At 73.5% G+C, this 25,494-nt stretch carries 22 protein-coding genes; 16 read left to right on the top strand and 6 right to left on the bottom strand.

Features of this window, described 5'->3' with window-relative positions:
* Window positions 1-174 precede the first annotated feature (174 nt).
* From ACWEQL_RS20595 to ACWEQL_RS20550, 10 genes are all read left to right on the top strand, one after another.
* Window positions 175-1,635, top strand: a complete 1,461-nt coding sequence (locus ACWEQL_RS20595; RefSeq protein WP_452151713.1) for a catalase — start codon at window positions 175-177, stop codon at window positions 1,633-1,635.
* Window positions 1,636-1,933: 298 nt separating this feature from the next.
* Window positions 1,934-2,713, top strand: a complete 780-nt coding sequence (locus ACWEQL_RS20590; RefSeq protein WP_452151712.1) for an IclR family transcriptional regulator — start codon at window positions 1,934-1,936, stop codon at window positions 2,711-2,713.
* Between the two features lie 193 nt (window positions 2,714-2,906).
* Complete coding sequence (locus tag ACWEQL_RS20585) at window positions 2,907-3,800, top strand: metal-dependent hydrolase (RefSeq protein ID WP_452151711.1); 894 nt, start codon at window positions 2,907-2,909, stop codon at window positions 3,798-3,800.
* A gap of 20 nt (window positions 3,801-3,820) precedes the next feature.
* Complete coding sequence (locus ACWEQL_RS20580) at window positions 3,821-4,909, top strand: PDR/VanB family oxidoreductase (protein ID WP_452151710.1); 1,089 nt, start codon at window positions 3,821-3,823, stop codon at window positions 4,907-4,909.
* A 54-nt stretch (window positions 4,910-4,963) separates the two neighbouring features.
* Entirely contained in the window at window positions 4,964-5,806 is an 843-nt protein-coding gene (locus ACWEQL_RS20575) for a M24 family metallopeptidase (RefSeq protein ID WP_452151709.1), read from the top strand.
* A complete protein-coding gene (locus ACWEQL_RS20570; RefSeq protein WP_452151708.1) occupies window positions 5,803-7,533 on the top strand; it encodes an SDR family oxidoreductase in 1,731 nt (576 codons plus the stop codon). Before ACWEQL_RS20575 ends, ACWEQL_RS20570 begins: the two co-directional genes overlap by 4 nt.
* Window positions 7,534-7,603: 70 nt before the next feature.
* Window positions 7,604-7,813 carry a type II toxin-antitoxin system VapB family antitoxin gene (locus ACWEQL_RS20565; protein ID WP_452151707.1) on the top strand — a complete coding sequence of 70 codons (210 nt, stop codon included), beginning with the start codon at window positions 7,604-7,606 and terminating at the stop codon, window positions 7,811-7,813.
* A 164-nt stretch (window positions 7,814-7,977) separates the two neighbouring features.
* Window positions 7,978-8,181: a cold-shock protein gene (locus ACWEQL_RS20560; RefSeq protein ID WP_452151706.1), complete on the top strand. Its 204-nt coding sequence runs from the start codon at window positions 7,978-7,980 to the stop codon at window positions 8,179-8,181.
* A gap of 43 nt (window positions 8,182-8,224) precedes the next feature.
* Window positions 8,225-8,851 carry a LysE family translocator gene (locus tag ACWEQL_RS20555; protein WP_452151705.1) on the top strand — a complete coding sequence of 209 codons (627 nt, stop codon included), beginning with the start codon at window positions 8,225-8,227 and terminating at the stop codon, window positions 8,849-8,851.
* Window positions 8,852-8,990: 139 nt separating this feature from the next.
* The gene (locus ACWEQL_RS20550; RefSeq protein WP_452151704.1) at window positions 8,991-9,287 is read left to right on the top strand and encodes a hypothetical protein; all 297 of its coding nucleotides are present in this window, start codon (window positions 8,991-8,993) and stop codon (window positions 9,285-9,287) included.
* An 18-nt stretch (window positions 9,288-9,305) separates the two neighbouring features.
* Here the strand turns inward: ACWEQL_RS20550 and ACWEQL_RS20545 are convergent, their stop codons facing one another.
* From ACWEQL_RS20545 to ACWEQL_RS20525, 5 genes are all read right to left on the bottom strand, one after another.
* Window positions 9,306-10,529 (bottom strand): XdhC family protein, encoded by a 1,224-nt coding sequence (locus tag ACWEQL_RS20545; protein WP_452151703.1) that lies wholly within the window; start codon window positions 10,527-10,529, stop codon window positions 9,306-9,308.
* Window positions 10,530-10,611: 82 nt separating this feature from the next.
* Window positions 10,612-12,093 (bottom strand): NCS2 family permease, encoded by a 1,482-nt coding sequence (locus ACWEQL_RS20540; RefSeq protein WP_452151702.1) that lies wholly within the window; start codon window positions 12,091-12,093, stop codon window positions 10,612-10,614.
* Between the two features lie 243 nt (window positions 12,094-12,336).
* Window positions 12,337-14,697 carry a xanthine dehydrogenase subunit D gene (gene pucD / locus ACWEQL_RS20535; protein WP_452151701.1) on the bottom strand — a complete coding sequence of 787 codons (2,361 nt, stop codon included), beginning with the start codon at window positions 14,695-14,697 and terminating at the stop codon, window positions 12,337-12,339.
* Window positions 14,694-15,179 (bottom strand): (2Fe-2S)-binding protein, encoded by a 486-nt coding sequence (locus ACWEQL_RS20530; RefSeq protein WP_452151700.1) that lies wholly within the window; start codon window positions 15,177-15,179, stop codon window positions 14,694-14,696. Before ACWEQL_RS20530 ends, pucD begins: the two co-directional genes overlap by 4 nt.
* A complete protein-coding gene (locus ACWEQL_RS20525; RefSeq protein WP_452151699.1) occupies window positions 15,176-16,063 on the bottom strand; it encodes an FAD binding domain-containing protein in 888 nt (295 codons plus the stop codon). Before ACWEQL_RS20525 ends, ACWEQL_RS20530 begins: the two co-directional genes overlap by 4 nt.
* A gap of 453 nt (window positions 16,064-16,516) precedes the next feature.
* Between ACWEQL_RS20525 and ACWEQL_RS20520 the strand changes: the two genes are divergently transcribed.
* Window positions 16,517-18,112, top strand: a complete 1,596-nt coding sequence (locus ACWEQL_RS20520; RefSeq protein WP_452151698.1) for a PucR family transcriptional regulator — start codon at window positions 16,517-16,519, stop codon at window positions 18,110-18,112.
* Between the two features lie 91 nt (window positions 18,113-18,203).
* Here ACWEQL_RS20520 and ACWEQL_RS20515 read toward each other — a convergent pair whose 3' ends face one another.
* The gene (locus tag ACWEQL_RS20515) at window positions 18,204-19,334 is read right to left on the bottom strand and encodes an alpha/beta hydrolase (protein ID WP_452151697.1); all 1,131 of its coding nucleotides are present in this window, start codon (window positions 19,332-19,334) and stop codon (window positions 18,204-18,206) included.
* Window positions 19,335-19,670: 336 nt separating this feature from the next.
* Between ACWEQL_RS20515 and ACWEQL_RS20510 the strand changes: the two genes are divergently transcribed.
* The 5 genes from ACWEQL_RS20510 to ggt form a co-directional block, all read left to right on the top strand.
* Window positions 19,671-20,666, top strand: a complete 996-nt coding sequence (locus ACWEQL_RS20510; RefSeq protein ID WP_452151727.1) for a substrate-binding domain-containing protein — start codon at window positions 19,671-19,673, stop codon at window positions 20,664-20,666.
* Window positions 20,663-21,694: an ABC transporter permease gene (locus ACWEQL_RS20505; protein WP_452151696.1), complete on the top strand. Its 1,032-nt coding sequence runs from the start codon at window positions 20,663-20,665 to the stop codon at window positions 21,692-21,694. Before ACWEQL_RS20510 ends, ACWEQL_RS20505 begins: the two co-directional genes overlap by 4 nt.
* Complete coding sequence (locus tag ACWEQL_RS20500) at window positions 21,691-22,497, top strand: ATP-binding cassette domain-containing protein (RefSeq protein ID WP_452151695.1); 807 nt, start codon at window positions 21,691-21,693, stop codon at window positions 22,495-22,497. The genes ACWEQL_RS20505 and ACWEQL_RS20500 overlap by 4 nt, the downstream gene beginning before the upstream one ends.
* Window positions 22,498-22,538: 41 nt before the next feature.
* Window positions 22,539-23,600, top strand: coding sequence for an ROK family glucokinase (locus ACWEQL_RS20495; RefSeq protein WP_452151726.1), 1,062 nt, complete (start codon window positions 22,539-22,541; stop codon window positions 23,598-23,600).
* A gap of 134 nt (window positions 23,601-23,734) precedes the next feature.
* Window positions 23,735-25,494: gamma-glutamyltransferase (ggt, locus tag ACWEQL_RS20490; RefSeq protein WP_452151694.1), on the top strand; the 1,760-nt coding region annotated here is incomplete at its 3' end.

Genomic DNA, 25,494 nt, shown 5'->3' with positions numbered 1-25,494 from the left:
CCGTTCGCCGGCCCGGCCGCGCTCTCCACCGCCGTCGCCGGGCTGCTGCCGGCCGACGGCCCCGACGGCGAGCACTCCTCCCGCCGCCGCTCCGCGAGCTGGCGCCTGCTGGGCGTCTGACCCACCGCCGACTCCCGTACCACGCACCGCCTTTCCCCTCCCGAAGGACCCTCCATGCCCAAGATCCTGACCACGGAGTCCGGCGCCCCGGTCGCCGACAACCAGAACTCGGCCTCGGCCGGCGAGTACGGCCCGCTGCTCATCCAGGACCAGCAGCTGCTGGAGAAGCTCGCCCGCTTCAACCGCGAGCGCATCCCGGAGCGCGTCGTGCACGCCCGCGGCTCCGGCGCGTACGGCTACTTCGAGGTGACCGACGAGGTCTCGCGGTACACCCGGGCGGCCTTCCTCTCCGAGGTCGGCAAGCGCACCGAGCTGTTCCTGCGCTTCTCCACCGTGGCCGGCGCCCTGGGCTCCGGCGACGCGGTGCGCGACCCGCGCGGCTTCGCGGTGAAGTTCTACACCGAGGAGGGCAACTACGACCTCGTCGGCAACAACACCCCGGTCTTCTTCATCAAGGACCCGGTGAAGTTCCCCGACTTCATCCACTCGCAGAAGCGCGACCCGTACACGGGCGTCCAGGAGGCGGACAACGTCTGGGACTTCTGGGCCCACTCGCCGGCCTCCACCCACCAGATCACCTGGCTGTTCGGCGACCGCGGCATCCCCGCCTCGTACCGGCACATGAACGGCTACGGCTCGCACACCTACCAGTGGGTCAACGAGCAGGGCGACGCGTACTGGGTGAAGTACCACTTCAAGACCAACCAGGGCGTCCGCAGCCTGGACGGCGGGCAGTCCGCCGAGGTGCTGGGCGCCGACGCCGACTCGCACCAGCGCGACCTGCACCAGGCCATCGAGCGCGGGGTGTTCCCGACCTGGACCCTCTACGTCCAGCTGATGCCGGTCGCCGAGGCGGCGGACTACCGCTTCAACCCCTTCGACCTGACCAAGGTGTGGCCGCACGCCGACTACCCGCTGGTCAAGGTCGGCCGCCTGGTCCTCAACCGGAACCCGGAGAACGTCTTCGCCGACGTCGAGCAGTCCGCGTTCTCGCCGAACAACTTCGTGCCCGGCATCGGCCCCTCCCCGGACAAGATGCTCCAGGGCCGCCTGTTCGCCTACGCCGACGCCCAGCGCTACCGCCTCGGGGTCAACCACACCCTGCTGCCGGTGAACGCCCCGCGCGCCACCGAGGCGAACAACTACGGCCGGGACGGCTTCATGGCCGCCAACTCCGCCGGCCGCGCCAAGAACTACGAGCCCAACTCGTACGACGGCCCGGCCCAGACCGACGGCGCGCTCGCCGCGCCGTCCGCCGTCGGCGGCCACACCGGCACCTACACCACGCCGGCGCACGCCAAGGACGACGACTTCTTCCAGGCCGGCGAGCTCTACCGGCTGATGTCGGACGGCGAGAAGGCCCGTCTGATCGGCAACATCGCGGGCTTCCTGGCCCAGGTGTCGCGCGACGACATCGTGGAGAAGAACCTCGCGCACTTCCACGCGGCCGACGAGGAGTACGGCTCGCGCCTGGCCGCCGCCGTCGCGAAGCTGCGCTCGGGCGAGGACGACTGACGCTCCGACAGGCCATCCGCCCCACCCTCCGGTCGCCGGGGCCCGCACCCCGGCGACCACGGCCGGGCCGTTCCCCCGGGGCAGTGGGGAGCGGCCCGGCCACGGCGCGTTCCGGCTCTCCGGGGGCGGGCCGCGACGGCGATCCATGGGACGGAAGCGACGCCGTGGCATATGCCGGTCAAGTACCTTGCCAGTACCGGCGGGAATATCCGCCGAGCGGCAACTGACCGGCCCCGTTGGTGGTTAGGCTGGAGAAGCCCGCGGTCGTTCCGCGCGCCGGTTCGTCGGAAGGGGAGACATGTCGACACCAGCCCCGGGTCGTCACGCCACGCTGGACCAGGGCGCGCCCGGCCCGTTCACCTCCCTGCAGCACGCCCTGAGACTGCTGGAGGCGGTCGACCGGCACCAGGACGGGGCCACCCTGGTCTCGCTCGCCCGGGAGACCTCGCTCGGTCTGCCGACCGTACGGCGGCTGGCCGAGATCCTGGAGATCGAGGGCTACCTCCAGTGCCAGGACGGCGGTTGGGTGCTCGGCGGGACCTTCGCGCTGCTCGGCCAGCACAACCGCGAGCAGCTGGTGCGGATCCGGCTCAACCAGCGGCTCGCCGAGCTGCGCGACGAGCTGGGCGCGGCCGTGTACTTCAGCCGCTACCACGACGGCGAGCTGTCGGTGGAGGCCGTCTCCGCCGCCGACCACGCCCCGGCCGTGCAGGAGTGGGTGGACTTCCGGGCCACCGCGCACGCCAGCGCCATCGGCAAGTGCCTGCTCAGCCAGCTCGACCACGACGCCCGGCTGGACCACTTCTCCCGCCACCCGGTCGCCCGGCTCACCTCGCGCACCATCACCGACGCCGACCAGCTGATGCACCGCCTGGAGCGCCAGCCGGCCACCGTCCCGGTGCTGGACATCCAGGAGTACGCGCTCGGCACGGTGTGCGCGGCCGTCCCGGTGACCGCCGGCAGCACGGTCGGCTGCCTGGCCACCTCGATGCCGGTCGACAACGTCCACCGGCTCAAGGCCGCCGCCGAACTGCTCGCCGCCCGCGCGGCGCCGCTGATGCTCGCCATGGCGGTCTGATCCCGCCGCCTTCCGGCAGCCTTCGTGAGCCCCGCCCCGGTGGCGGGGCTTCGTCGTTCCCGGGGCCGGCCCCCTGGGGCGAGAGTTATTAGACGCGATGTCGATAAGAACCACCGAAACCCTTGTGGCCGGGCCTACCCGCGAGTACGTTTTCCAGGGCCGAGCCGCCATCCGCAGGTCAGGAGGCCCCCTCATGCCCAGCCCCACCCCCGCCCGCGTCCACCACGACCTGGTCCTCGAACCCCGCGACGTCCACTTCGACTGGTCCCGGCTGCCGCTGCACTGGATCCCCGACGAGCCGATGGCCACCCACACCATCAACGTCCTCCACCTGCTGCTGCCCGAGGGCGAGCGCTGGTTCGTCCAGGTGTTCAAGGACGCCCTGCCGCTGATCACCGACGAGCGGCTGCGCGAGGAGGTGCTCGGCTTCATCGGCCAGGAGGCCATCCACGCCGAGGCCCACCAGGAGGTCCTCGACCACCTGCTCGGCCAGGGCCTCGACCCGCGCCCCTACGTCCGGCAGATCTCCTGGCTGTTCCGGCGGATCCTCGGCGAGAAGCCCGGCCTGACGCCCCTCCAGCGCCGCGAGAACATCATCGAACGGGTCGCCTTCGTCGCCGCCATCGAACACTTCACCGCCTTCCTCGGCGACTGGGCCCTCAACTCCCCGGGCCTGGACCGCGCCCAGGCCGACCCCACGATGCTCGACCTGCTGCGCTGGCACGGCGCCGAGGAGGTCGAACACCGCAGCGTCGCCTACGACCTGATGGTCCACCTCGACCCCGGCTACCTGCGCCGCGTCCGCGGCATGCTGGTCTCCGGCCCGCTGCTGTTCCACCTCTGGGTGCGCGGCGCCCGCTTCCTGCTCGCCGCCGACCCCACCCTCGACGGCCGGATCCGGCCCACCTGGGGCGAGGCGTACCGGATCTCCAAGCGCGGCCTGCTGCCCGACCCGGTCCGCTCGCTGCGCTCCGGCCTGCGCTACCTGCGCCGCGGCTACCACCCCACCCAGGAGGGCTCCTCCAGCCAGGCCCTCGGCTACCTCGCCACCTCCCCGGCCGCCCGCGCCGCCGCCGCCCACCGGTAACCCGACAGGACCCGCCCACGATGGACCTGCTCAACCCGCCCCCCGACCTCTACGGCCGCCCCGGACCGGACCGGTTCCTGCAGCGCCTCACCGCCTTCGGCGAGCGCTACACCCCCGCCCTCGGCCGCCCCCTGCTGCGCCGCAACCCCCGGCGCCCCGCCGCCCGCCCCACCCCGGCGCTGCCACTCGCCGTCACCGCCCGCCGGCAATTGGGCCCCGACGTCGTCGAACTGCGCCTCGCCGACCCCTCCGGCGGCCCGCTGCCCGCCTGGCAGCCCGGCGCCCACCTGCGGCTGCGGCTGCCCTCCGGACGCGAGCGCCACTACTCGCTCACCGGCGACCCCGCCGACCGCACCGGCTACCGGATCGCCGTCCGGCGCCTGCCCGAGGGCGGCGGCGGCTCCCGGGAGGTCCACGACACCCTCCACCCCGGCACCCGGCTGACCGCCCGCCGCCCCCGCAACGGCTTCGCCTTCTGCGCCGAACCCGCCGTGCTGCTGCTCGCCGGCGGCATCGGCGTCACCCCGCTGCTGCCCATCGCCCACGAGGCCCGCCGCCTCGGCCTCGACTGGCGGCTGACCCTCACCGGGCGCACCGCCGACACCCTCCCGTACGCCGAGGAGCTGCGCGCCCTCGACCCGCGGCGGGTCCGGCTGCGCGCCGACGACGAGCACGGCGGCCCGCCCACCGGCGCCGAACTGCTCGCCGACGCCCCGCCCGGCGCCGCCGTCTACTGCTGCGGCCCGGCCCCCATGCTCACCGCCGTCCAGGAGGCCCTGGACGCCTCGCCCGCCACCGCCCTGCACTTCGAACGCTTCGGCGCCGCGCCGGTCACCGGCGGCCGCCCGTTCACCCTGCGCCTGGGCGCCGACGGGCCCGCCCTCGACGTCCCCGCCGACCGCTCCGCGCTGGACGTGCTCCGCGAGGCCCGCCCCGACCTGCCGTACTCCTGCCACCAGGGCTTCTGCGGCACCTGCGAGGTCCGGCTACTGGCCGGCACCCCCGAGCACCGCGACCGCCGGCTGACCGACGGGCAGCGCGCCGCCGGCGCCCTGCTGCCCTGCGTCTCCCGGGCCGCCGAGGGCGAGACCCTCGTCCTGGACCTCTGAGCCAGGGCGTCCCGCCCGACACCACCCGAAGGAAACGCCCCCAAGGAGCCAGCCGTGCCCCGCCCGCCCGCCTTCCGCTACACCGAGCACGACCTCGCCCGTTTCCGGGAGACCCAGCAGCTCGCCTACCACTGCGCCGAACAGGTCGCCGCCTGGATCGAACCGGGCGTCACCGAACGGCAGGCCACCGCCGAGCTGCGCCGCCGCCTGGTCGCCGCCGGGGTGCAGGACTTCTTCCACGTCCCCTTCGCCTGGTTCGGCGACCGGACGGCCTTCCGCCACTTCCACACCCCGCTGCAGTTCTTCGCCGGCGACCGCCGCCTGGAGGAGGGCATGCCGTACGTGCTGGACTGCGCGCCCGTCGTCGACGGCTACACCGCCGACATCGGCTACGGCGGCAAGGTCGGCGACAACCCCGTCTGGGACCGCCTCGCCGCCGACCTCCGGGTCTACCGCGAGCTGATCCTCGCCGAGGTCCGCGCCCGTCGGCCGCTCGACGAGGTGTACGCGGCCGTCGATGCGCAGCTCGTCGAGCACGGCTACGACAACCGCCACCGGGTCTACCCGGGCCGGGTGATCGGCCACCAGGTCACCCGCACCACCAGCCGCGGCCCCGCCGGGGTCACCGTGTTCGGCTTCGGGGTGCGTACACTCCAGACGCTCGGCCGCGAGCTGATCGGCGAACGCCTCCACGGCCGCTCCCCGCTCTGGGCGGACGGCCGGTCCTCCCGGCACGCGCCGACGCCCGGGCTGTGGGCCGTGGAGCCGCACATCGGCTTCCGCGAGGTGGGGATCAAGTTCGAGGAACTGCTCGTCGTCACCGAGGACGACGCCTACTGGCTGGACGACGACCTGCCGCACGTGCGGCGCTGGACCACCCTGGAGGAGGCCGCATGACCCCCCGCCGCCGCACCGTCCACTCCGGCGGGCTCCCGCTCGCCGTCTTCGAGGACGGCGACCCGGACGCGCCCACCGTGCTCCTCGTCCACGGCTACCCCGACACCCACGCGGTCTGGGACGACGTGGCCGCCGACCTCGCCCGCGACCACCACGTGGTGCGCTACGACGTCCGCGGCGCCGGCGCCTCCGGGGCGCCCGCCGACCGCGACGGCTACCGGCTGGAGCGGCTCGCCGCCGACCTGTTCGCCGTCGCCGACGCGGTCAGCCCCGGCCGTCCGGTGCACCTGGTCGCCCACGACTGGGGCTCGCTGCAGTCCTGGGAGGCCGTCACCGCGCCCGGCGCCGAGCACCGCCTCGCCTCGTACACCACCATGTCCGGCCCCTGCCTGGACCACATGGGGCACTGGCTGCGCGAGCGCTACCGCCGGCCCACCCCGCGGCACCTGAGGCAGCTGATCTCCCAGGGCCTGTCCTCCTGGTACATCACCGCCTTCCATCTGCCCTACCTGGCCCCGGGCGTCTGGCGGCTCGGCCTCGCCCGCGCCTGGCCCCGGGTGCTGCGCGACCTGGAGCGGGTGAGCCCGCGCCCCGGCCACCCGCAGCCCACCCTGCGCCAGGACGCGGTGCGCGGCATCGAGCTGTACCGGGCCAACATGCGGCCCGTGCTGCGGGCCCCGCGGGAGCGGCCCACCGAGGTGCCGGTCCAGCTGATCACCCTCACCGAGGACCACTACGTGGCGCCGTTCCTCTCCGAGGGCCTGGAGCGCTGGGTGCCGAGGCTGACCCGGCGCAGGCTGCACGCCACCCACTGGTCCGCGCTGCTGGAGAAGGGGGCCGCGGTGGCCGGACTGGTCCGCGAGCACATCGCCGCGGTCGGGCACCACGCCGAGGGGCAGCACACCGAGGGGCGCCGGACCGACGGCCGGCTGGTGGTGATCACCGGTGGCGGCAGCGGCATCGGACGGGCCACCGCGCTCGCCTTCGCCGAGGACGGCGCCACCGTGGTGGTCTGCGATCTCGACCTCGCCGCCGCCGAACGCACCGCCGAGCTCGCCTCGCTGATCGGCCCGCGCGCCCACGCCTACCGGGTCGACGTCAGCGACGGCCCCGCCGTCCAGGCCTTCGCCAAGCAGGTCGCCGCCGATCACGGCGTGCCCGACGTCGTCGTCAACAACGCCGGCATCGGCCACTCCGGCACCTTCCTGCAGACCACCGACCAGGAGTGGCAGCGGGTCCTGGACGTCAACCTGTGGGGCGTCATCCACGGCTGCCGCGCCTTCGGCACCCTGATGGCCGAGCGCGGCGCCGGCGGCCACATCGTCAACCTGGCCTCCGCCGCCGCCTACCTGCCCTCCAAGGCGCTCACCGCGTACGCGACCAGCAAGGCCGCGGTCTTCATGCTCTCCGACTGCCTGCGCGCCGAGATGGCCGCCCACGGCGTCGGCGTCTCCACCATCTGCCCGGGCATCGTCAACACCAACATCACCCGCACCTCCACCTTCTCCGCCACCACGGCCGACCAGCAGGCCGCCAAGCAGGCCCGCGCCGCCCGTCTCTACGCCCGCCGCGGCTTCCCCCCGGAGAAGGTCGCCGCCCAGATCCTGCGGGCCGTCCGCGACGACCGCGCGGTCGTCCCGGTCACCCCCGAGGCCCGCGCCGCCCGCCTCCTCAGCCGCCTCTCCCCGGGCCTCCTGCGCCTCGCCGCCCGCCTGAACGTGACCTGAGCGCCGGGCCTGCGATATCGATGACGATGGACATCGATATCGCAGGCCCGCCAGCCCGAGGAGGCCGCTCATGGCCCGCACCGTGATGGACGTCAACGACCAGCTGCTCGCCGAGGCTGCGGAGATCTTCGGGACGACCACCGAGGTCGCGACCGTCAACGCGGCACTGGAGGACGCGATCAAGCGCCGTCGCCGGGAATCCTTCCTCGACTGGCTGGCCGAGGGCGGCCTGCCCGATCTCACCGGTCCCTCGGAACACAGGCTGGACCGGACGGCGTGAGGGGGCGCTACCTGATCGACGACGCGCCGCAGTGACCGGCCGGCCCACCCGGTGGGTCGTGCCTGCGGGCACGGCCGACTGAACGTCGGGCGTGTTCCGTGGATCGGGGCGGGGGGTTTGGTACTCCTGAGGGGCACTGCTGGGACGTACTCCGAGGAGGACTCATGGCCACGGGCACGGTGACCGCGTACCACCGGGACCACAGCTACGGGATGATCACGCCGGACGACGGCGGGCCGGAGCTGTACGTGTACTTCGACTCGATCGTGGGCGAGGTCGAGCGGACGCTCACCGAGGGACAGCGGGTGGAGTTCGACCCGACCGAACAGGAGGGCCGCCCGGTCGCCGAGCACGTCCGGCCGCTGTAAAAACCGGCGGCGGGCGCGCGGCCGGGGCCCTACGATCCGGGCCATGGAGATGACGGCCGCGCTCTGGTCCTTCGCCCTCGTCGTGGGGCTGCTCACGCTCACCCCCGGGCTCGACACCGCGCTGATCCTGCGCACCTCGGCGCTGGCCGGCCGGCGGCAGGCCTGGGGGGTGGTGCTCGGCATCCAGACCGGGACGCTGCTCTGGGGCACCCTCACCTCGGCCGGCGTCACCGCGCTGCTCACGGCCTCCCAGCTGGCGTACGAGGTGCTGCGCTGGGCGGGGGCGGCGTACCTGATCTGGATGGGCATCGGGATGCTGCGCGACCGGGGCGGGGAGCCGGCCGCGGAGGAGGACGGCCCGGCCGGCTCCGACGGGCTGCTGCACGGCTGGCGCCGCGGCACCCTCACCAACCTGCTGAACCCCAAGGTCGGCGTGTTCTACGTGGCCGTGCTGCCGCAGTTCATCCCGGCCGGGGCCCCGCACTTCGCCGCCGGGGTGGCGCTGACCTGCGTGCACGTCGTGGAGGGGCTGCTCTGGTCGGCCGTGCTGGTGGGCTTCGCCAAGGCCGTCCGCGGCTGGCTGCGCCGCCCCGCGGCCCGCCGCGCGATGGACAGGGTGACCGGTGTGGTGGTGGTCGGTTTCGGCGTCCGGCTGGCCGTCGCGGACTGACCCCGCGCGGGGCCGCGTGCCGGGCCGTGTATCGGGCCGCGCCGGGATTCACCCGGCTGCCGCGTTGCGTTGGCCGGGGGGACGGGCCCGGGGCTGCACTGGAGTCGGCAGCGAGCCCGGTACGGCAAGGAGCCCCGTCATGGCGGTCATCGCGTTGTTCGACCTTTCCGGGGCGTCCCGGGCCCAGTACGACGAGGCCGTCGACCGCCTCACCGGCGGGACCGGGCTGAACGAACCCCGGGACTGGCCGGTGCGCGGTCTGCTGCTGCACGCGGCCGGGCCGACCCCGGACGGCGGCTGGCACGTCACGGACGTGTGGGAGTCCCGGGAGGCGCTGGAGCACTTCGTCGCGGTCCTGCTGCCGATCCTGGCCGAGGTCGGCATCCCGGCCGACCCTCCGCTGATCTGCGAGGCCTACAACATCGTCACGCCCTGAGGGCCGCGCGCCGGGGGCTCAGGCCGCGTCGGGGGCGGCGGCCGGCTCCTCGACCCGGGCGAGGTCGTGGTGGATCGGGCCGTCGCCGGCACTGAGCGGCAGGCAGCTGCCGCCGCGGCGGTGGGCGACGATCTCGGCGGCGACCGAGACGGCGGTCTCCTCGGGCGTGCGGGCGCCGAGGTCGAGGCCGATGGGGGAGCGCAGCCGGCCGATCTCGGCCTCGGTGAGGCCGACCTCGCGCAGCCGGGCCTCACGGTCGCGGTGGGTGCGGCGGGAGCCCATCGCGCCGACGTAGCCGACCGGCAGCCGCAGGGCCCGCTCCAGCAGCGGGATGTCGAACTTGGCGTCGTGGGTGAGCACGCAGATCACGGTGCGGCCGTCGAGGCGCTCCAGCTGGGAGTCCAGGTAGCGGTGCGGCCAGTCGACGACGACCTGGTCGGCGTCGGGGAACCGGCGGGCGGTGGCGAAGACCGGGCGGGCGTCGCAGACGGTGACGTGGTAGCCGAGGAACCTGCCGATCCGCACCACGGCGGCGGCGAAGTCGATGGCGCCGAAGACCAGCATCCGGGGCGCGGGGACGTACGACTCGACGAAGACGGTGACGGTGCCGCGCCCCTCCTCGTCGCAGGGGCGGCCGTCGAGGCCGAGGACGACCCGGCCGGTGCGGCCGGCGTCCAGCATGGCGCGGGCCTCGGTGACCACGGCGCGCTCCAGCGCGGGGAGGTGCCGGGCGTAGCGGGCCGCGGGGAGGGCGGTGGCGGGCGACGGGCCGGAGGAGGACGCCGGGCGGAGGCTGCCGTGGTGGGTGTCGGCGGTGACCGCGACGGTGGCGCCGGCCAGGCCGGGCGGGCCGTCGACGACCCGGGCGAGGGCGACCGGGGTGCCGGAGGCGAGGTACGCGATGCCGGCGTCCAGGCCGGCGCCGGCGCCGGGGACGACCGGCTGGACGAAGACGTCCAGGATCCCGCCGCAGGTCAGGCCGACCGCGAAGGCGTCCTCGTCGCTGTAGCCGAAGCGTTCCAGCACCGGCTCGCCGGAGGCGATGGCGCTGCGGCACAGCTCGTACACGGCCCCCTCGACGCAGCCGCCGGAGACGCTGCCGATCGCCTCGCCGGCGGCGTCGACGGCGAGGGCGGCACCGGGGTCGCGCGGGGCGCTGCCGGAGACCCCGACCACCGTGGCCACGGCGAAGGAGCGGCCCGACGCGTGCCAGGCCTGCAGCTGCTCGGCGATGTCGTGCATGTCCGGTGCTCCTTGACGCTATATCGAGGGTAACGGGGGTGCCGCCGTACGGGAGGTTTTCCCGTACGGCGGCGACAGCGACCTAGTGCACGCCCAGCCAGGACTTGATGGGCGTGAGGGCGAAGTAGACCAGGAAGACGGCGGTGAGGATCCACATCAGCGGACCGGGCTCGCGCCACTTGCCGCGGCCGGCCTTGATCGCGCAGTAGGCGATCACACCGGCGGCGACACCGGCGGTGATGCTGTAGGTGAACGGCATCAGCACGCAGGTGAGGAAGGCCGGGATGGCGACCTCGCGGTCCGACCAGTCGATGTGCCGGGCCTGGCTCATCATCATCGAGCCGATGACCACCAGGGCGGCCGAGGCGACCTGCACCGGCACCATGCCGGCGATGGGGGTGAAGAACAGCATCAGGGCGAAGAAGCCGCCGGTGACCACCGAGGCGAGCCCGGTGCGGGCGCCCTCGCCGACGCCGGTGGCGGACTCCACGAAGACGGTCTGGCCGGAGGCGCCGGCGACGCCGCCGATCGCGCCGCCCGCGCCGTCCACGAACAGCGCCTTGCTCAGGCCGGGCATCCGGCCCTGCTTGTCGGCGAGCCCGGCCTCGGTGCCGACGCCGATGATGGTGGCCATCGCGTCGAAGAAGCCGGCCAGGACCAGGGTGAAGACGGCCACCGAGGCGCTGATCGCGCCCATGCCGCTGCCGCCGAAGGCGCCGAACAGGTCGACGTCGCCGAAGAGCCCGAAGTCGGGGGAGTCCACCGGGCTGCCGGGCCACTTGGGCACCTGCAGGCCCCAGACCTTGTCGTCGATCCCGGCCGCGGCCGTGACGATGAACGAGAGCGCGGTGCCGCCGGCCAGGCCGATCAGGATCGCGCCGCGCACGTTGCGGGTCAGCAGGACGAAGATGCTCAGCAGGGTGATGCTGAAGATCAGGACCGGCCAGCCGGCCAGCTCGCCGGTGGGGCCGAGCGACAGCAGCGGGCCCTTGCCCTGGTGGACGAAGCTGGCCTTGTTGAGGCCGATCAGGGCGATGAACAGACCGATGCCGATGGTGATCGCGTGCTTGATCGGCAGGGGGATGCCGTTCATGATCTTCTCGCGGAGGCCGGAGACGACCAGGAGCACGATCAGCAGGCCGTAGATCACGCACAGGCCCATGGCCTGGGGCCAGGTGGTGTGCGGGACGACGATGGCGGATATCGCGCCCGAGACCGAGAGGCCGGCGGCCGCGGCGAGCGGCACGTTGCCGACCACACCGAGCAGGATGGTGGTGACGGCGGCGGCCAGCGCGGTGGCGGTGGTCAGCTGCGCGTGATCCAGGTGGAGGCCGTTCTTGTCGGCCCCCGACAGCAGGATCGGGTTGAGCAGGATGATGTAGGCCATCGCCATGAAGGTGGTGAGGCCGCCGCGGAGCTCGTTGCCGAAGGAGGAGCCCCGGGCCGAGATCTTGAAATAGGCGTCGAGCGTGTTCTTCGGCGGTGTCGCGGAGGACGGCGTGAGGGTGTCGTCCTCGGCGGGTCTGTCTTCAGTGGTGCCGGGCTCCGTGGGGATCCGGGTCATGTCCACTCCCAAGGTTCAAAGGGGGTTGGGGTGGGCGAGCCGACCTGACAGCCAGTCATCGGTGTGGCACAGGGGGACGATTCGACTCACGGTGTGCAGCGGGCGGTGGTGCGTGCGCTGCCGGGCCCCGGCGTGGGACGGGCGGCGGATCCGGTGCATGTCTCTGGTTTCGCTGTGGGTGGTGGTGCGGGTGGTGCTGCCCCGGGGCGACCGGGAAGACGTGCGCCGCCCCGGGGAGGTCTGTCAGAGCGTGTCGGTCAGGTGCTCGGGCCGGACCGGGATCCGGTTGAGCGCGAGGCCGGTCGCGTTGCGGATGGCCGCGACGATGGACGGCGTGGCGGAGACGGTGGGGGCCTCGCCGACGCCGCGCAGCCCGTACGGGGCGTTGGGGTCGGGCAGCTCCAGGATGTCGACCGGGATCGGCGGGGTGTCCAGGATGGTGGGGATCAGGTAGTCGGTGAAGGAGGCGTTGCGCACCTTCCCGTCCTTGACGATGATCTCCTCCATCACGGCCAGGCCCAGTGCCTGGGTGCAGCCGCCCTGGATCTGGCCGACCACCGAGAGCGGGTTGAGCGCCTTGCCCACGTCCTGGGCGGCGGTCAGCTCGACCACCTTGACCAGGCCCAGCTCGACGTCCACGTCGACCACCGCGCGGTTGGCGCAGAAGGTGTACTGGACGTGGCCGAAGCCCTGCCCGGTCTCCTTGTCGAAGGGGACGGTCGGACGGTGGTGGTGCTCGCGGGTGAGGTCGATGGCCTCGTCGCCGAGCAGGTCGACCATGGGGACGAGCACGCCGGCCGACTCGGAGACGACCTTGCCGCCGATCAGGTCGATGTCCCGGTGCCCCCAGCCGTAGCGGCGGCGGCCCTTGTCGATCAGCGCGGCCTTGACCGCCTCGGCGGCGAGCTTCACCGCGCCGCCGGTCATGTAGGTCTGCCGGGAGGCGGAGGTGGAGCCGGCCGAGCCGACCTCGGTGTTGGCCGGGTGGATGGTGACCTGCTCGACGCCCAGCTCGGTGCGGGCGATCTGGGCGTGGACGGTGACGCCGCCCTGCCCGACCTCGGCCATCGCGGTGTGCACCATGGCGACCGGCTCGCCGCCGATCACCTCCAGGCGCACCCGGGCGGTGGAGTAGTCGTCGAAGCCCTCGGAGAAGCCGACGTTCTTGATGCCGACGGAGTAGCCGACGCCGCGCACGATGCCCTCGCCGTGCGAGGTGTTGGACAGCGCGCCCGGCACCTGGCGGATGTCCAAGTTGTCCAGGTCCAGCGGCGGCGGCAGCGGCATGTCCTTGACCCGCTGGAGCAGCTCGGCGACCGGGGCCGGCGAGTCGATCCGCTGGCCGGTGGGCATGAAGTCGCCCTCGGTCATCGCGTTCAGTTGGCGCAGCTCGACCGGGTCCATGCCCAGCTCGGCGGCGAGGCGGTCCATCTGGGTCTCGTAGCCGAACGCGGCCTGCACCGCGCCGAAGCCGCGCATGGCGCCGCAGCTCGGGTTGTTGCTGTAGAGCGCGATGGCGTGCATCCGCACGTTCGGGATGACGTACGGGCCGTGGCCCAGCGAGGCGGCGTTGCCGACGACGGCGGGGGAGGCGGAGGCGTAGGCGCCGCCGTCCAGCACGATCCGGGCGTCGGCGTAGACCAGCTTGCCGTCGCGGGTGGCGCCGTGCTCGTAGGTCATCCGGGCGGGGTGGCGGTGGACGTGGCCGAAGAAGGACTCGTCACGGGCGTAGACGATCTTGACGGGCCTGCCGGTGTGCAGCGCCAGCAGGCAGGCGTGGATCTGCATCGACAGGTCCTCGCGGCCGCCGAACGCGCCGCCGACGCCGGCCAGGGTCAGCCGGACCTTCTCCTCCGGCAGGCCCAGGACGGGCGCCATCTGCTGGCGGTCCACGTGCAGCCACTGGGTGGCGATGTAGAGGTCGACGCCGCCGTCCTCGGCGGGCACCGCCAGGCCGGACTCGGGGCCGAGGAAGGCCTGGTCCTGCATGCCGACCTCGTAGGTGCCCCTGACGACGACGTCCGCCGTCGCGCGCACCTCGTCGGTCACGCCGAGACCGGAGACCAGCTTCTGCTCGTGGCAGATGTTGCCGTACCCGTGCGACTTGTACTCGTGCGGCTCGTGCACGTAGCCGTGGGTCGCGGGGTCGAGGCACTGCTCCTCGGTGGTGATCGGGGTGAGCACCTCGTACTCGACCTTGATCTTCTTCACCGCGCGGCGGGCCGTCTCCGGGTGGTCGGCCGCGACCAGCGCGATCGCCTCGCCGTGGTAGCGGACCTTGTCGATCGCCAGGGCCGGCTGGTCCTGGATCTCCAGGCCGTAGTACTTGGAGCCCGGGATGTCCTCGTGGGTGAGCACCGCGGCGACGCCGGGCACCGTGAGGGCCTCGGAGACGTCGACCGAGAGGATGTTGGCCCGGGGGTGCGGCGAGCGCAGCGCCGTGCCCCAGAGCATGTCCTCGTGCCACATGTCGGACGAGTAGGCGAACTCGCCCTTGACCTTCAGGTTGCCGTCCGGGCGCAGCGGGGAGCCGCCGATGCCGTCCTTGCTGACCTGGTCGATGTTCTGGAGGTTCTTCTGACCCCGGATCGTACGGGTGCTCATTCCGAAGCCGCCTTAGCGCACGTGCGGGCGGAAGCCAGCCGCACCGCGTCCATGATCTTCTCGTAGCCGGTGCACCGGCAGAGGTTGCCGGAGAGCGCCTCGCGGATGTCGGAGTCGCTCGGCTGCGGGTCGTCGGCCAGCAGCGCGTCGGTCTGCACCAGCAGGCCGGGCGTGCAGAAGCCGCACTGGACGGCGCCGGCGTCGATGAACGCCTGCTGGACCAGGCCCAGCTCGCCGTTCTCGTCGGCCAGGCCCTCGACGGTGCGGACCTCGCGGCCCTGCACCTGGCCGGCCGCGACCAGACAGGAACAGACCGGGATGCCGTCCAGGTAGACCGTGCAGGAGCCGCACTCGCCCTGTTCGCAGGCGTTCTTGGAGCCCGGCAGGCCGACCCGCTCGCGCAGCACGTAGAGCAGGCTCTCGCCCTCCCAGACGTCGTCCGCCTCGACGGGCTTGCCGTTGGCGGTGAAAGTCACCCTCATGCCGCGCTCCTGATCTGCTTGCCGTAGTCGTTCCAGGTCCAGGTCAGCGTGCGGCGGGCCATCACGGCCAGCGCGTGCCGCCGGTAGTCGGCGGTGCCGCGGACGTCGTCGATGGGGGAGGCCGCGGCCTTCACCAGCTCGCCGAAGCGCTGGATCACCTCGGTGCCCAGCAGGTCGCCGGACTCCCACAGGCCGCGCTCGGCGAGCACGCCCTGCAGGTACTCCTCGGCCTCCACGGCGCGGCGCGGCGTGGGGGCGGCCGAGCCGATGCCGGTGCCGACGGTGCCGTTCTTCGGGTGGAGGGCGAAACCGAAGGCGCAGACCGCGATCACCATCGCGTTGCGGGTGCCGATCTTCGAGAACTGCTGGGGTCCGTCGGCGACCGGGATGTGCACCGCGCGGATGAGCTCGTCGGCCTCCAGGCTGTTGCGCTTGACCCCGACGTAGAAGTCGTCGATCGGGATCAGGCGGGTGCCGCGCACCGAGGCCGCCTCGACGAACACGTCCCGCCCGGCGGCCAGCAGCGCCGGGTGCGAGTCGCCGGCCGGGGAGGCCGCGCCCAGGTTGCCGCCGACACTGCCGCGGTTGCGGATCTGCGGCGAACCCACCGTGTGGGCGGCCAGCGCGAGGCCGGGGAGGGGCCCGGACAGCTCGCCGATGATCCGGCTGTACGGCACCGAGGCGCCGAGCTTCACGACGTCGCCGTCGTTCTCCCACTGGGCCAGCTCGGTGATGCGGTTCAGGTCGAGAATCGCGGATGGCCGGTGCACGTCGAAGTTCATCTCGACCATGACGTCCGTGCCGCCCGAGATGGGCAGCGCGGTCGGGTACTCAGCCTTCGCCGCGAGTGCCTCGTCCCAGGTAGCGGGCCGAAGGAACTCCATGCGGGTGTCTCCTCAAGTCGTCTGCCGACCGGACTGGTGGGCACAGTGCCCGGAACCCGTTGTCCCGGACCTGGCTACCGCCTCGTTGCCTCGGCGTCGTGTCCTGGTCACCGGGGTGTGTCCGGCGGCGTATGGCCAGTGAACCGCTGTGACGGGGGCCACTGGCAGTCACCGATGGCATGAAGCCCCGGCTGTGGGCCGACCCGCCATCCTGTACGTTCCTCTAAGGAAGACAATTGCGCAGCCCAGCTGTGTGCCGGGCGCTACCTACGACCGTAATCCGGCCGTGATTCCGAAGCTACGACCCCGTGATCCGGGCGTCCTCCGGTACGTAACACCGAGCACGATTCCTCGTGCACACTGTGAGCCCCGGCTCCCGGACGCGCCCCGCACGGCACCCCGGCGGCCCGGGCACCACCCTCACCCCCCACCCCCAGCCGAAGGAGTCCGCGGATGCGCGTCCGTGACCTGCTCGCCCCCGGAGCGCCCCGACTGCGGCTGCTCGCGGCCGAGGACGAGCTGGACCGGCAGGTCAGCGGCGTCATGACCACGGACCTGCACGACCCGGGCCGCTACCTGCACGGCGGCGAACTGGTGCTCACCGGCATGCTCTGGCGCACCGCCCCGGAGGACTCCGAGCGGTTCGTGCGCACCATCGTGGCCGGCGGCGCGGTCGCCCTGGCGGCCGGCGAGGCCGAGGTCGGGCCGGTCCCCGAGGACCTCGTCGAGGCCTGCGGCCGCCACCGCATGCCCCTGTTGGCGGTACCCGACGACATCGCCTTCGGCACCGTCACCGAGTTCATCGGCCGGCAGGTCTCCGCCGACCGCGCCGCCGACCTCGCCGCTCTGGTCGACCGCCACCGCCTGCTGGTCTCGGCGGCCGGCGGCGGCGGCCTGGACGCCGTGCTGGACCTGCTCGGCGGCGACCTCGACCTGGACTGCTGGGTGCTCACCCCCACCGGCGCGGTCATCGCCGGCCCGGCCGACAAGCTCTCCGCCGAGGACCGTGACCAGCTGGTCCGCGCCCACCTCGGTGCCCAGCGCCAGCGCCGCCGGCCCCCGCACCGGGCCCGGCTGCTCACCGGCTCGTACTCGCTGCTGCCGGCCGCGGCCGCCCCCGACGCCGAGGTCCCGCTCGCCGACTGGATGCTCGCCGTCGCCGGCGACGTCACCGAGTGGAGCGCCAAGCGCCAGCAGCTCGCCGAGAACCTCGCCCGGCTGGTCGCCGCGGAGCGCCAGCGCCGCGACGAGGGCCGCCGGCTGCGCCGCCGCCTCGCCGACGAGGTGCTCACCCTGCTGCAGCGCGACGCCGACCCCGCCGAGATCAGCCGCACCCTGTACGCCTCCTCGGCGATGGCCGCCCGCTACGAGAGCCCCGAGCCGAGGCCGCAGGCGCCCGAGGGCGGTAACTGGCTGGTGCTCAGCGCCGAGGGCACCGGCCTGCCGGAGGGCGCCGTACGGGCGGTGCTGGAGGAGGCCCTGACCGAGCGGACCGACCGGGCGCTGGTCGCCGGGGCCGGCACCGGGGCGGTCGTGGTGATGCCCGCGATGGACACCGCGGTGCCGGCCGAGGCGCTGCGCGAGCTGCTCGCGCCGCTGGAGGCCGGGCTCGGCTCCGAGGGCCGGATCACCCTCGGCGTCTCCGCCCCCGCGCCCGAGGCCGGCGGGCTGCGCGGCGCCCTGGAGGAGGCCCGGCACGCCCGCCGGATCGCCGGTGCCCGGGTCGGCCGGGTCTGCGTGGCCGGCCCCGAGGAGCTGGCCTCGCACGTGCTGCTGCTGGCCGCCGTCCCGGACGAGGTCCGCCGGGCGTTCCGCAGCCGCCTGCTGGACAAGGTCATCGCGTACGACATCGAGCACCAGGCGGACCTGGTCCGCACCCTGGAGGCGTTCCTGCGCTCGGACGGCTCCTGGACGCGCTGCGCCGCCCAGCTGCACGTGCACGTCAACACCCTGCGGTACCGGATCGGCCGTATCGAGGAGTTGACGGGCCGGGACCTGTCGCGCCTGGAGGACCGGGTCGACTTCTACCTGGCGCTGGAACTGGCCTGACGGCCGTTCGGGAGCCCGCCCGACGGGCCGTCACACGCCGGGGGCCCGTCCGCGGTGAACGCGGACGGGCCCCTCGGCGGAGCGGGGCGGCCTACTGGACCGGGATGATCGTGGTCAGCCACTCGAAGATGCTCGGGAGCATCGGCTTCCAGGTGTCGCTGGCGTGCGGGCCGGTGGTCTCGACCGGCACCACCACGGTCGGGGCCTTGGCGACGTCCTTCACCGCGACCGCGCCCTCGTAGCCGTCGCCCTTGTTGCCGCTCATGTAGAGGGCGACCTTCGGGGGCTGGGCGGCGTTGCGGAGCATGTTGACCGGGTTGTTGGCCTCGCGCAGCTTGGGGTCCTTGCCCACCAGCGAGCTGCCCTCGGTGGCCGGGTCGTTGTAGCCGGAGAGGCTGATGCCGGCGCGGTACCGGTTGGGGTGGGCGACCGCGAGCTTGGTGGCGCAGTGGGCGCCGGCCGAGTAGCCGGCCACGGCCCAGCGCTCCGGCGACGGGTCGGCGCGGAAGTTGTCCAGCACCATCTGCGGGACGTCGCGGGTCAGCCAGGTCTCGGCGTTGACCTTGCCCGGCACGTCGGTGCAGCCGGCGTCGGTGCTGCTGCCCAGCAGGAGCGTGCGGGGGGAGACCAGGATGAACGGGGCGACCTTGCCCTGCTGCATCAGCGGCTTCAGCTGCTCGGAGACCCGGAGCGTGCCGTACCAGGTGGAGGAGGAGCCCGGGAAGCCCGGGATCAGCTCGACGACCGGGAACTTCTTGTCCTTGAACGCCGGGTCGTTGTACTGCGGCGGCAGCCAGACCAGGACCTCGCCGTCGATGCCGGACAGCTGACCCTTGAGGTCGGTCTTCTGGACGTCACCCGGCACCTTGGGGTCGTCCACGCCGCGGAAGGACTGCAGGATCTTCGGGTGCTCGGTGGGCGGGGCGGCCGCGCCGCTCGCGCCGGGCGTCGGGTCGGCCGGCGGCACCGACGGCACGGCCCGGACGTGGTTGCCGGTGCCGAGCAGGTCGTCCCAGCTGCCGTAGATCAGGTTGGCGTTGTTGACCATGACGAAGACCATCATCACGGCGGTGACCTGGCAGAACACGATCATGACCAGCCTGGACAGGATCCGCACCGGTCGCGGGCCCTTGACCCGCCCCCAGAGCAGCAGCGCCACGGCGATGGAGATCGGTACGAGGATCACCGTGAGGGCGAAGAATGGCGTACCTGTCAGTTGCATCAAGTTCTCGTATCCGGGTTGCAAGCCGGCCGGGCTCCCACTTGCCCGGCACGCGCTCCAATCGCATCAGACGGTTCGGAACCGGGGATCGGTTGCCATCCGAATCTGAGCGGAACCTGAGAGGAACATCACGTTTCGGTGATGTTCCGCTTTCGGGTCGGACATAGTCTGCCACCCCTCACGCCCGGGACCGGCGCCGTGCCCGGTGAACTCCCGGGATTGCGCCCGGAGGGGCACGATACCGCCCGGACGGACGCCCGCCGAGGGCGAGGCGGTGTGATCGGCCCGGTACCCGCCGTACAGACTAGGGGCATGAGCACGACCAGCCCTCACCCCATCCGCAGGCTCCGCACCGCCTGCGCCGCCCTGGCGCTCCTCGCCGCCGTGGCCGGCTGCAGCGACACCGGCGGCCTGCGCGCCGAGCAGGCCCGCAGCAAGGCCGCGGCCGCCGCCGGCGCCGCCGTGAACACCCCGCGCTGGAAGGTCGCCATGGTGACCCACGCCGGGGCCGGTGACGCGTTCTGGGACACCGTGCGCAAGGGCGCCGAGCAGGCCGCCGCCAAGGACAACATCACCTTCCTGTACTCCAACGACGCCCAGACCCAGGGTCAGGTGCAGCTCGTCCAGGCCGCCATCGACCAGAAGGTGGACGGCCTGCTGGTCACCCTCGCCAAGGGCGAGGCGATGGCCGACGTGCTGGCCAAGGCGAAGGCCGCCGGCATCCCGGTGATCACCATCAACTCCGGCCAGGAGTTCTCCGCCCGCTTCGGCGCGCTCACCCACATCGGCCAGGACGAGTCCACCGCCGGCCAGGCCGCCGGCAGCACGCTGGCCGGGCGCGGGCGCAGGAACGTCCTGTGCGTCATCCACGAGCAGGGCAACGTCGGCCAGGAACAGCGCTGCTCCGGCGCCCGCGGCGGCTTCGGCGGCGCCTTCCAGACCCTGTACGTGGACGGCGTCAACATGCCCGACGCCCGGGCCGCCGTCGCCGCCAAGCTCCAGGCCGACCAGGGCATCGACACCGTGCTCACCCTCTCCGGCCCGATGGCCGCCACCGGCCTGCAGGCGATCCAGGACGCCCACCGCGGCGTCGAGCTGGACACCTTCGACCTGGGCACCCAGGTGGTCGCCGGGCTGAAGTCCGGCGCCGTCGGCTTCGCCGTCGACCAGCAGCCCTACCTCCAGGGCTACGAGGGCGTCGACCTGCTCTGGCTGTACCGCTCCAACCTCGACATGCTGGGCGGCGGCAGGCCGGTGCTGACCGGCCCGCAGATCCTCACCCGCGAGGACGCCGACGCGCTCGCCGACCACGTCGCCAGGGGGACCAGGTGAGCACCACCGACGTCCTCGCCCAGGACCGTCCGGCGGCGCTGCGCCGGCTGCTGGCCCGCCCCGAACTGGGCTCGCTGATCGCGGCCGTGGCGGTGTTCCTGTTCTTCTCGGCCGCCTCCGACAGCTTCCTGCGGCCGTCCTCGATCGGCACCGTGCTGTACGCGGCCTCGACCATCGGCATCATGGCGGTGCCGGTGTCGCTGCTGATGATCGGCGGCGAGTTCGACCTGTCCGCGGGCGTGCTGGTCACCACCGCCGCGCTCACCTCCTCGATGGTCTCCTACCAGCTGACCGCGGTCACCTGGGTGGGCGTCCTGGTGTCGCTGGCGGTCACGCTCTCGGTGGGCGCGCTCAACGGCCGGCTGCTCGGCCGGACGAGGCTCCCCAGCTTCATCGTCACGCTCGGCACCTTCCTGATGCTCACCGGCGCCAACCTGGGCGTCACCAAGCTGATCACCGGCACCGTCACCACCAAGCCGATCGCCGACATGGAGGGCTTCTCCTCCTGCCGATGGCTGTTCGCCTCCGAGGTCACCGTCGGCGGGCTGACGATCAAGGCCACGGTCTGGTGGTGGCTCGGCCTGCTGGCCGTCGGCAGCTGGGTGCTGCTGCGCACCCGCTTCGGCAACTGGATCTTCGCGGTGGGCGGCGACGCGGCCGCGGCCCGCGCGGTCGGCGTCCCGGTCGCCCGCACCAAAACCGTGCTCTACCTGGGCGTCGGCTTCTGCGCCTGGGTGCTCGGCCAGCACCTGCTGTTCTCCTTCGGCACCGTGCAGTCCGGCGAGGGCGTCGGCAACGAGCTGATCTACATCGTCGCGGCCGTCATCGGCGGCTGCCTGATCACCGGCGGCTACGGGTCGGTGGCCGGCTCCGCGCTCGGCGCGCTGATCTTCGGCATGACCAGCAAGGGCATCGTGTACGCGCAGTGGAACCCCGACTGGTTCAAGTTCTTCCTCGGCGGGATGCTGCTGCTCGCCGCGCTGCTGAACTCCTGGGTCAAGATCCGGGCCGAGCGGGGGCCGCGATGACCGAGCTGCTCTCCCTGACCGGCGTCGGCAAGACCTACGGCTCGGTCCGCGCCCTCCAGGACGTCTCGCTGACCCTGCGCACCGGCGAGATCAGCTGCGTGCTCGGCGACAACGGCGCCGGCAAGTCCACCCTGATCAAGATCATCGCCGGGCTGCACCAGCACGACGAGGGCACGTACGCCATCGGCGGCGAGGAGGTCCGGCTCGACTCCCCGCGCCAGGCCCTCGACCGCGGCATCGCCACCGTCTACCAGGACCTCGCCGTGGTGCCGCTGATGCCGGTCTGGCGCAACTTCTTCCTCGGCTCCGAGCGGGGCCACCGCCGCTGGGGCGGCCTGCGCCTGGACGCCGACGGCATGCGCGCCACCACCCGCGAGGCGCTCGCCCGGATGGGCATCGACCTGCACGACGTCGACCGGCCCATCGGCACCCTCTCCGGCGGCCAGCGCCAGTGCGTCGCCATCGCCCGGGCCGTCCACTTCGGCGCCCGCGTGCTCATCCTGGACGAGCCCACCGCCGCCCTCGGCGTCAAACAGTCCGGGGTGGTCCTCAAGTACGTCACCGCCGCCCGCGACGCCGGGCTCGGGGTCGTCCTGATCACCCACAACCCGCACCACGCGTACCTGGTCGGCGACCACTTCACCCTGCTCAGGCGGGGCCGGACGGCCGGCAGCCACCCCCGGGCCGCGATCACCCTCGAACAGCTCACCACCGAGATGGCCGGCGGCTCCGACCTCGCCGAGCTCGCCCACGAGCTGGCGCGCACCGAACCCCTTCCCCCCGAGGAGCGTCCGCAGCCGTGACCAGTCCCGGACTCCCCGCCCGGCCCCCCGTCCTGCCCAACCTGCTGGGCCTCGGCCCGCGCGCCGAGCGCCGCCGGCGCGCGCTGCCCGCGAGCATCCTGCGGCTGCCCACCGTCGGCGTCGACATCGGCGGCACCAAGGTGGTCGCCGGGGTGGTCGACGGCGAGGGCACGGTGTTGGAGAAGCTGCGCACCGACACCCCGCACAAGAGCAAGAGCCCCAAGGTCGTCGAGGACGTCATCGTCGACCTGGTGCTCCGGCTCGCCGACCGCCACGACGTGCACGCGGTCGGCGTCGGGGCGGCCGGCTGGGTGGACTCCGAGCGCTCCCGGGTGCTCTTCGCCCCCCACCTCAACTGGCGCGACGAACCGCTCCGGCAGGCGCTGAGCGAGCGGCTGCGGTTCCCGGTGGTGGTGGAGAACGACGCCAACGCCGCCGCCTGGGCCGAGTGGCGCTTCGGCGCCGGCCGCGGCGAGGACCACATGGTGATGCTCACCCTCGGCACCGGCATCGGCGGCGCCGTGGTCCGCGACGGCCACGTCGACCGGGGCAAGTACGGCCTGGCGGGCGAGTTCGGGCACATGCAGGTGATGCCCGGCGGCCACCGCTGCCCGTGCGGCAACCGCGGCTGCTGGGAGCAGTACTCCTCCGGCAACGCCCTGGTCCGCGATGCCCGGGAGCTGGTCGCCGAGGAGTCCCCGACCGTCCAGCCGCTGCTGGCCCGGGCCGGCGGCAGCATCGAGGGCATCACCGGCCCGCTGGTCACCGAGGCCGCGCGGGCCGGCGATCCGATGGCCACCGAGCTGCTGTACGAGGTCGGCACCTGGCTCGGCGTCGGCATCGCCAACCTCGCCGCCGGGCTCGACCCCGGCCGCTTCGTCATCGGCGGCGGCGTCTCCGAGGCCGGCGACCTGCTGCTCGGCCCCGCCCGGGACACCTTCCGCCGCACCCTCACCGGCCGGGGCTTCCGGCCCGAGGCGCAGATCGTGCACGCGGCGCTGGGCAACGAGGCCGGCCTGGTGGGCGCGGCCGACCTCGCCCGGCAGGTGGCCCGGCGCTTCCGCACCATCAAGCGCCACCGGGTGGAGCGCGGCACGGCGTAGGGCACGCCGACGCGCCCCGGCGGACGGGCGTTCCGTCCTTCGGGGGACGGCCGTCTTGTCCCGTCCATGCCTCCTGTGAAACAACGGAGTCCACTCCGTGGCAACGGAGTTGACGCCGAATCGGGAGGCCCCGGATGAGAGCACTGGCCCGTACCGCCCCGCCACTCGCGCTGGCCGCCGCGCTGGTCTGTTCCGCCGCCGCGCCCGTTCAGGCCGGGCCCGCGGCGCCCGCCAAGGCGCCCGTGGCGGTCGGCTGGGGCGGGGCGGTGGCCAGTGTGGACGCCGACGCCACGGCGGCCGGCATCGAGGTGCTGCGCCGGGGCGGCAACGCGGTGGACGCCGCCGTCGCCGTCGCCGCCGCGCTCGGGGTCACCGAGCCCTACTCGGCGGGCCCCGGCGGGGGCGGCTACTTCGTCTACTACGAGGCCTCCACCGGCCGGGTGCACACCATCGACGGCCGGGAGACCGCCTCCCGCACCGCCGACGAGGCGCTGTTCCTGGAGGGCGGCAAACCGCTGCCCTTCCCCGAGGCGGTCACCAGCGGCCTCTCCGTCGGAGTGCCGGGCGCGCCCGCCACCTGGGAGACCGCGGTGCGCAGCTGGGGCAAGCGCTCCTTCGCCGACGCGCTCGAACCCGCCGAGCGGATCGCCGAGCGGGGCTTCACCGTCGACCAGACCTTCCAGGACCAGACCGCGCTGAACCAGGCCCGGTTCAAGGACTTCCCGGACACCGCGAAGCTCTTCCTGCCCGGCGGCTCCCTGCCCGTCGTCGGCTCCACCTTCCGCAACCCCGACCTCGCCGCCACCTACCGGCTGCTCGGGAAGGAGGGCACCGGGGCGCTGTACCGGGGCGCGCTCGGCGCCGACGTCGTCCGGGCGATCCAGCACCCGCCGGTCGACCCCGCCTCCGGCCGCAACGCCCGCCCCGGCCGGGTGGACGCCGCCGACCTGGCCGGCTACCGGGTGCGCCGCCAGCGGCCCACCCACGTCGCCTACCGGGACTGGGACGTCTACTCCATCGCCCCGTCCAGCTCCGGCGGCACCACCGTCGGCGAGGCGCTGGGCATCCTGGAGGACGGCGAGCTCTCCGCCCTCGACGCCACCCAGTACTACCACCACTTCCTGGAGGCCTCCCGGATCTCCTTCGCCGACCGCAACCGCTGGGTCGGCGACCCCGCCTTCTCCGACGTCCCGGTGAACGAACTGCTCTCCCCGCGGTACGCCGCCGCCCGGGCCTGCCTGATCAGCCCCGACCGGGCGCTCACCAGCCCGCTCGCCCCCGGCGACCCGCGCCACCCGGCCGCCTGCGCGAGCGCCGGCCCGGCGGTGCCCGAGTCGTACGAGGGCCTGAGCACCAGTCACCTCACGGTGGCCGACCGCTGGGGCAACATCGTGTCCTACACGCTCACCCTGGAGCAGACCGGCGGCAGCGGCATCACCGTGCCCGGCCGGGGCTTCCTGCTCAACAACGAGCTGACCGACTTCAGCTTCGTCCCGCTCGTCCCCGGGGTGCCCGACCCCAACCTGCCCGGCCCCGGCAAGCGCCCGCGCTCCTCGCTGTCGCCGACCATCGTGCTGCGCGACGGCGTCCCGGTGCTGGCCACCGGCTCGCCCGGCGGCGCGACCATCATCACCACCACCCTCCAGGTGCTGCTCGGCCGGCTCGACCGCGGCCTGAGCCTGCCCGAGGCGATCGCCGCGCCGCGGGCCAGCCAGCGCAACAACGCGGCCACCCAGGCCGAGCCCGGCTTCCTGGCGCTGCCGGAGCGCGCCCGGCTGGAGGCGCTCGGCCACGCCTTCGCCGCCACGCCGGAGATCGGCGCCGCGACCGGTGTCGAGCGGCTGCCGGACGGGCGCTGGCTGGCGGCCGCCGAGCCGTTGCGCCGCGGCGGCGG

This window comes from Kitasatospora sp. NPDC004240 (assembly GCF_053603215.1).
This window is presented reverse-complemented; position numbering and strand designations above follow the sequence as displayed.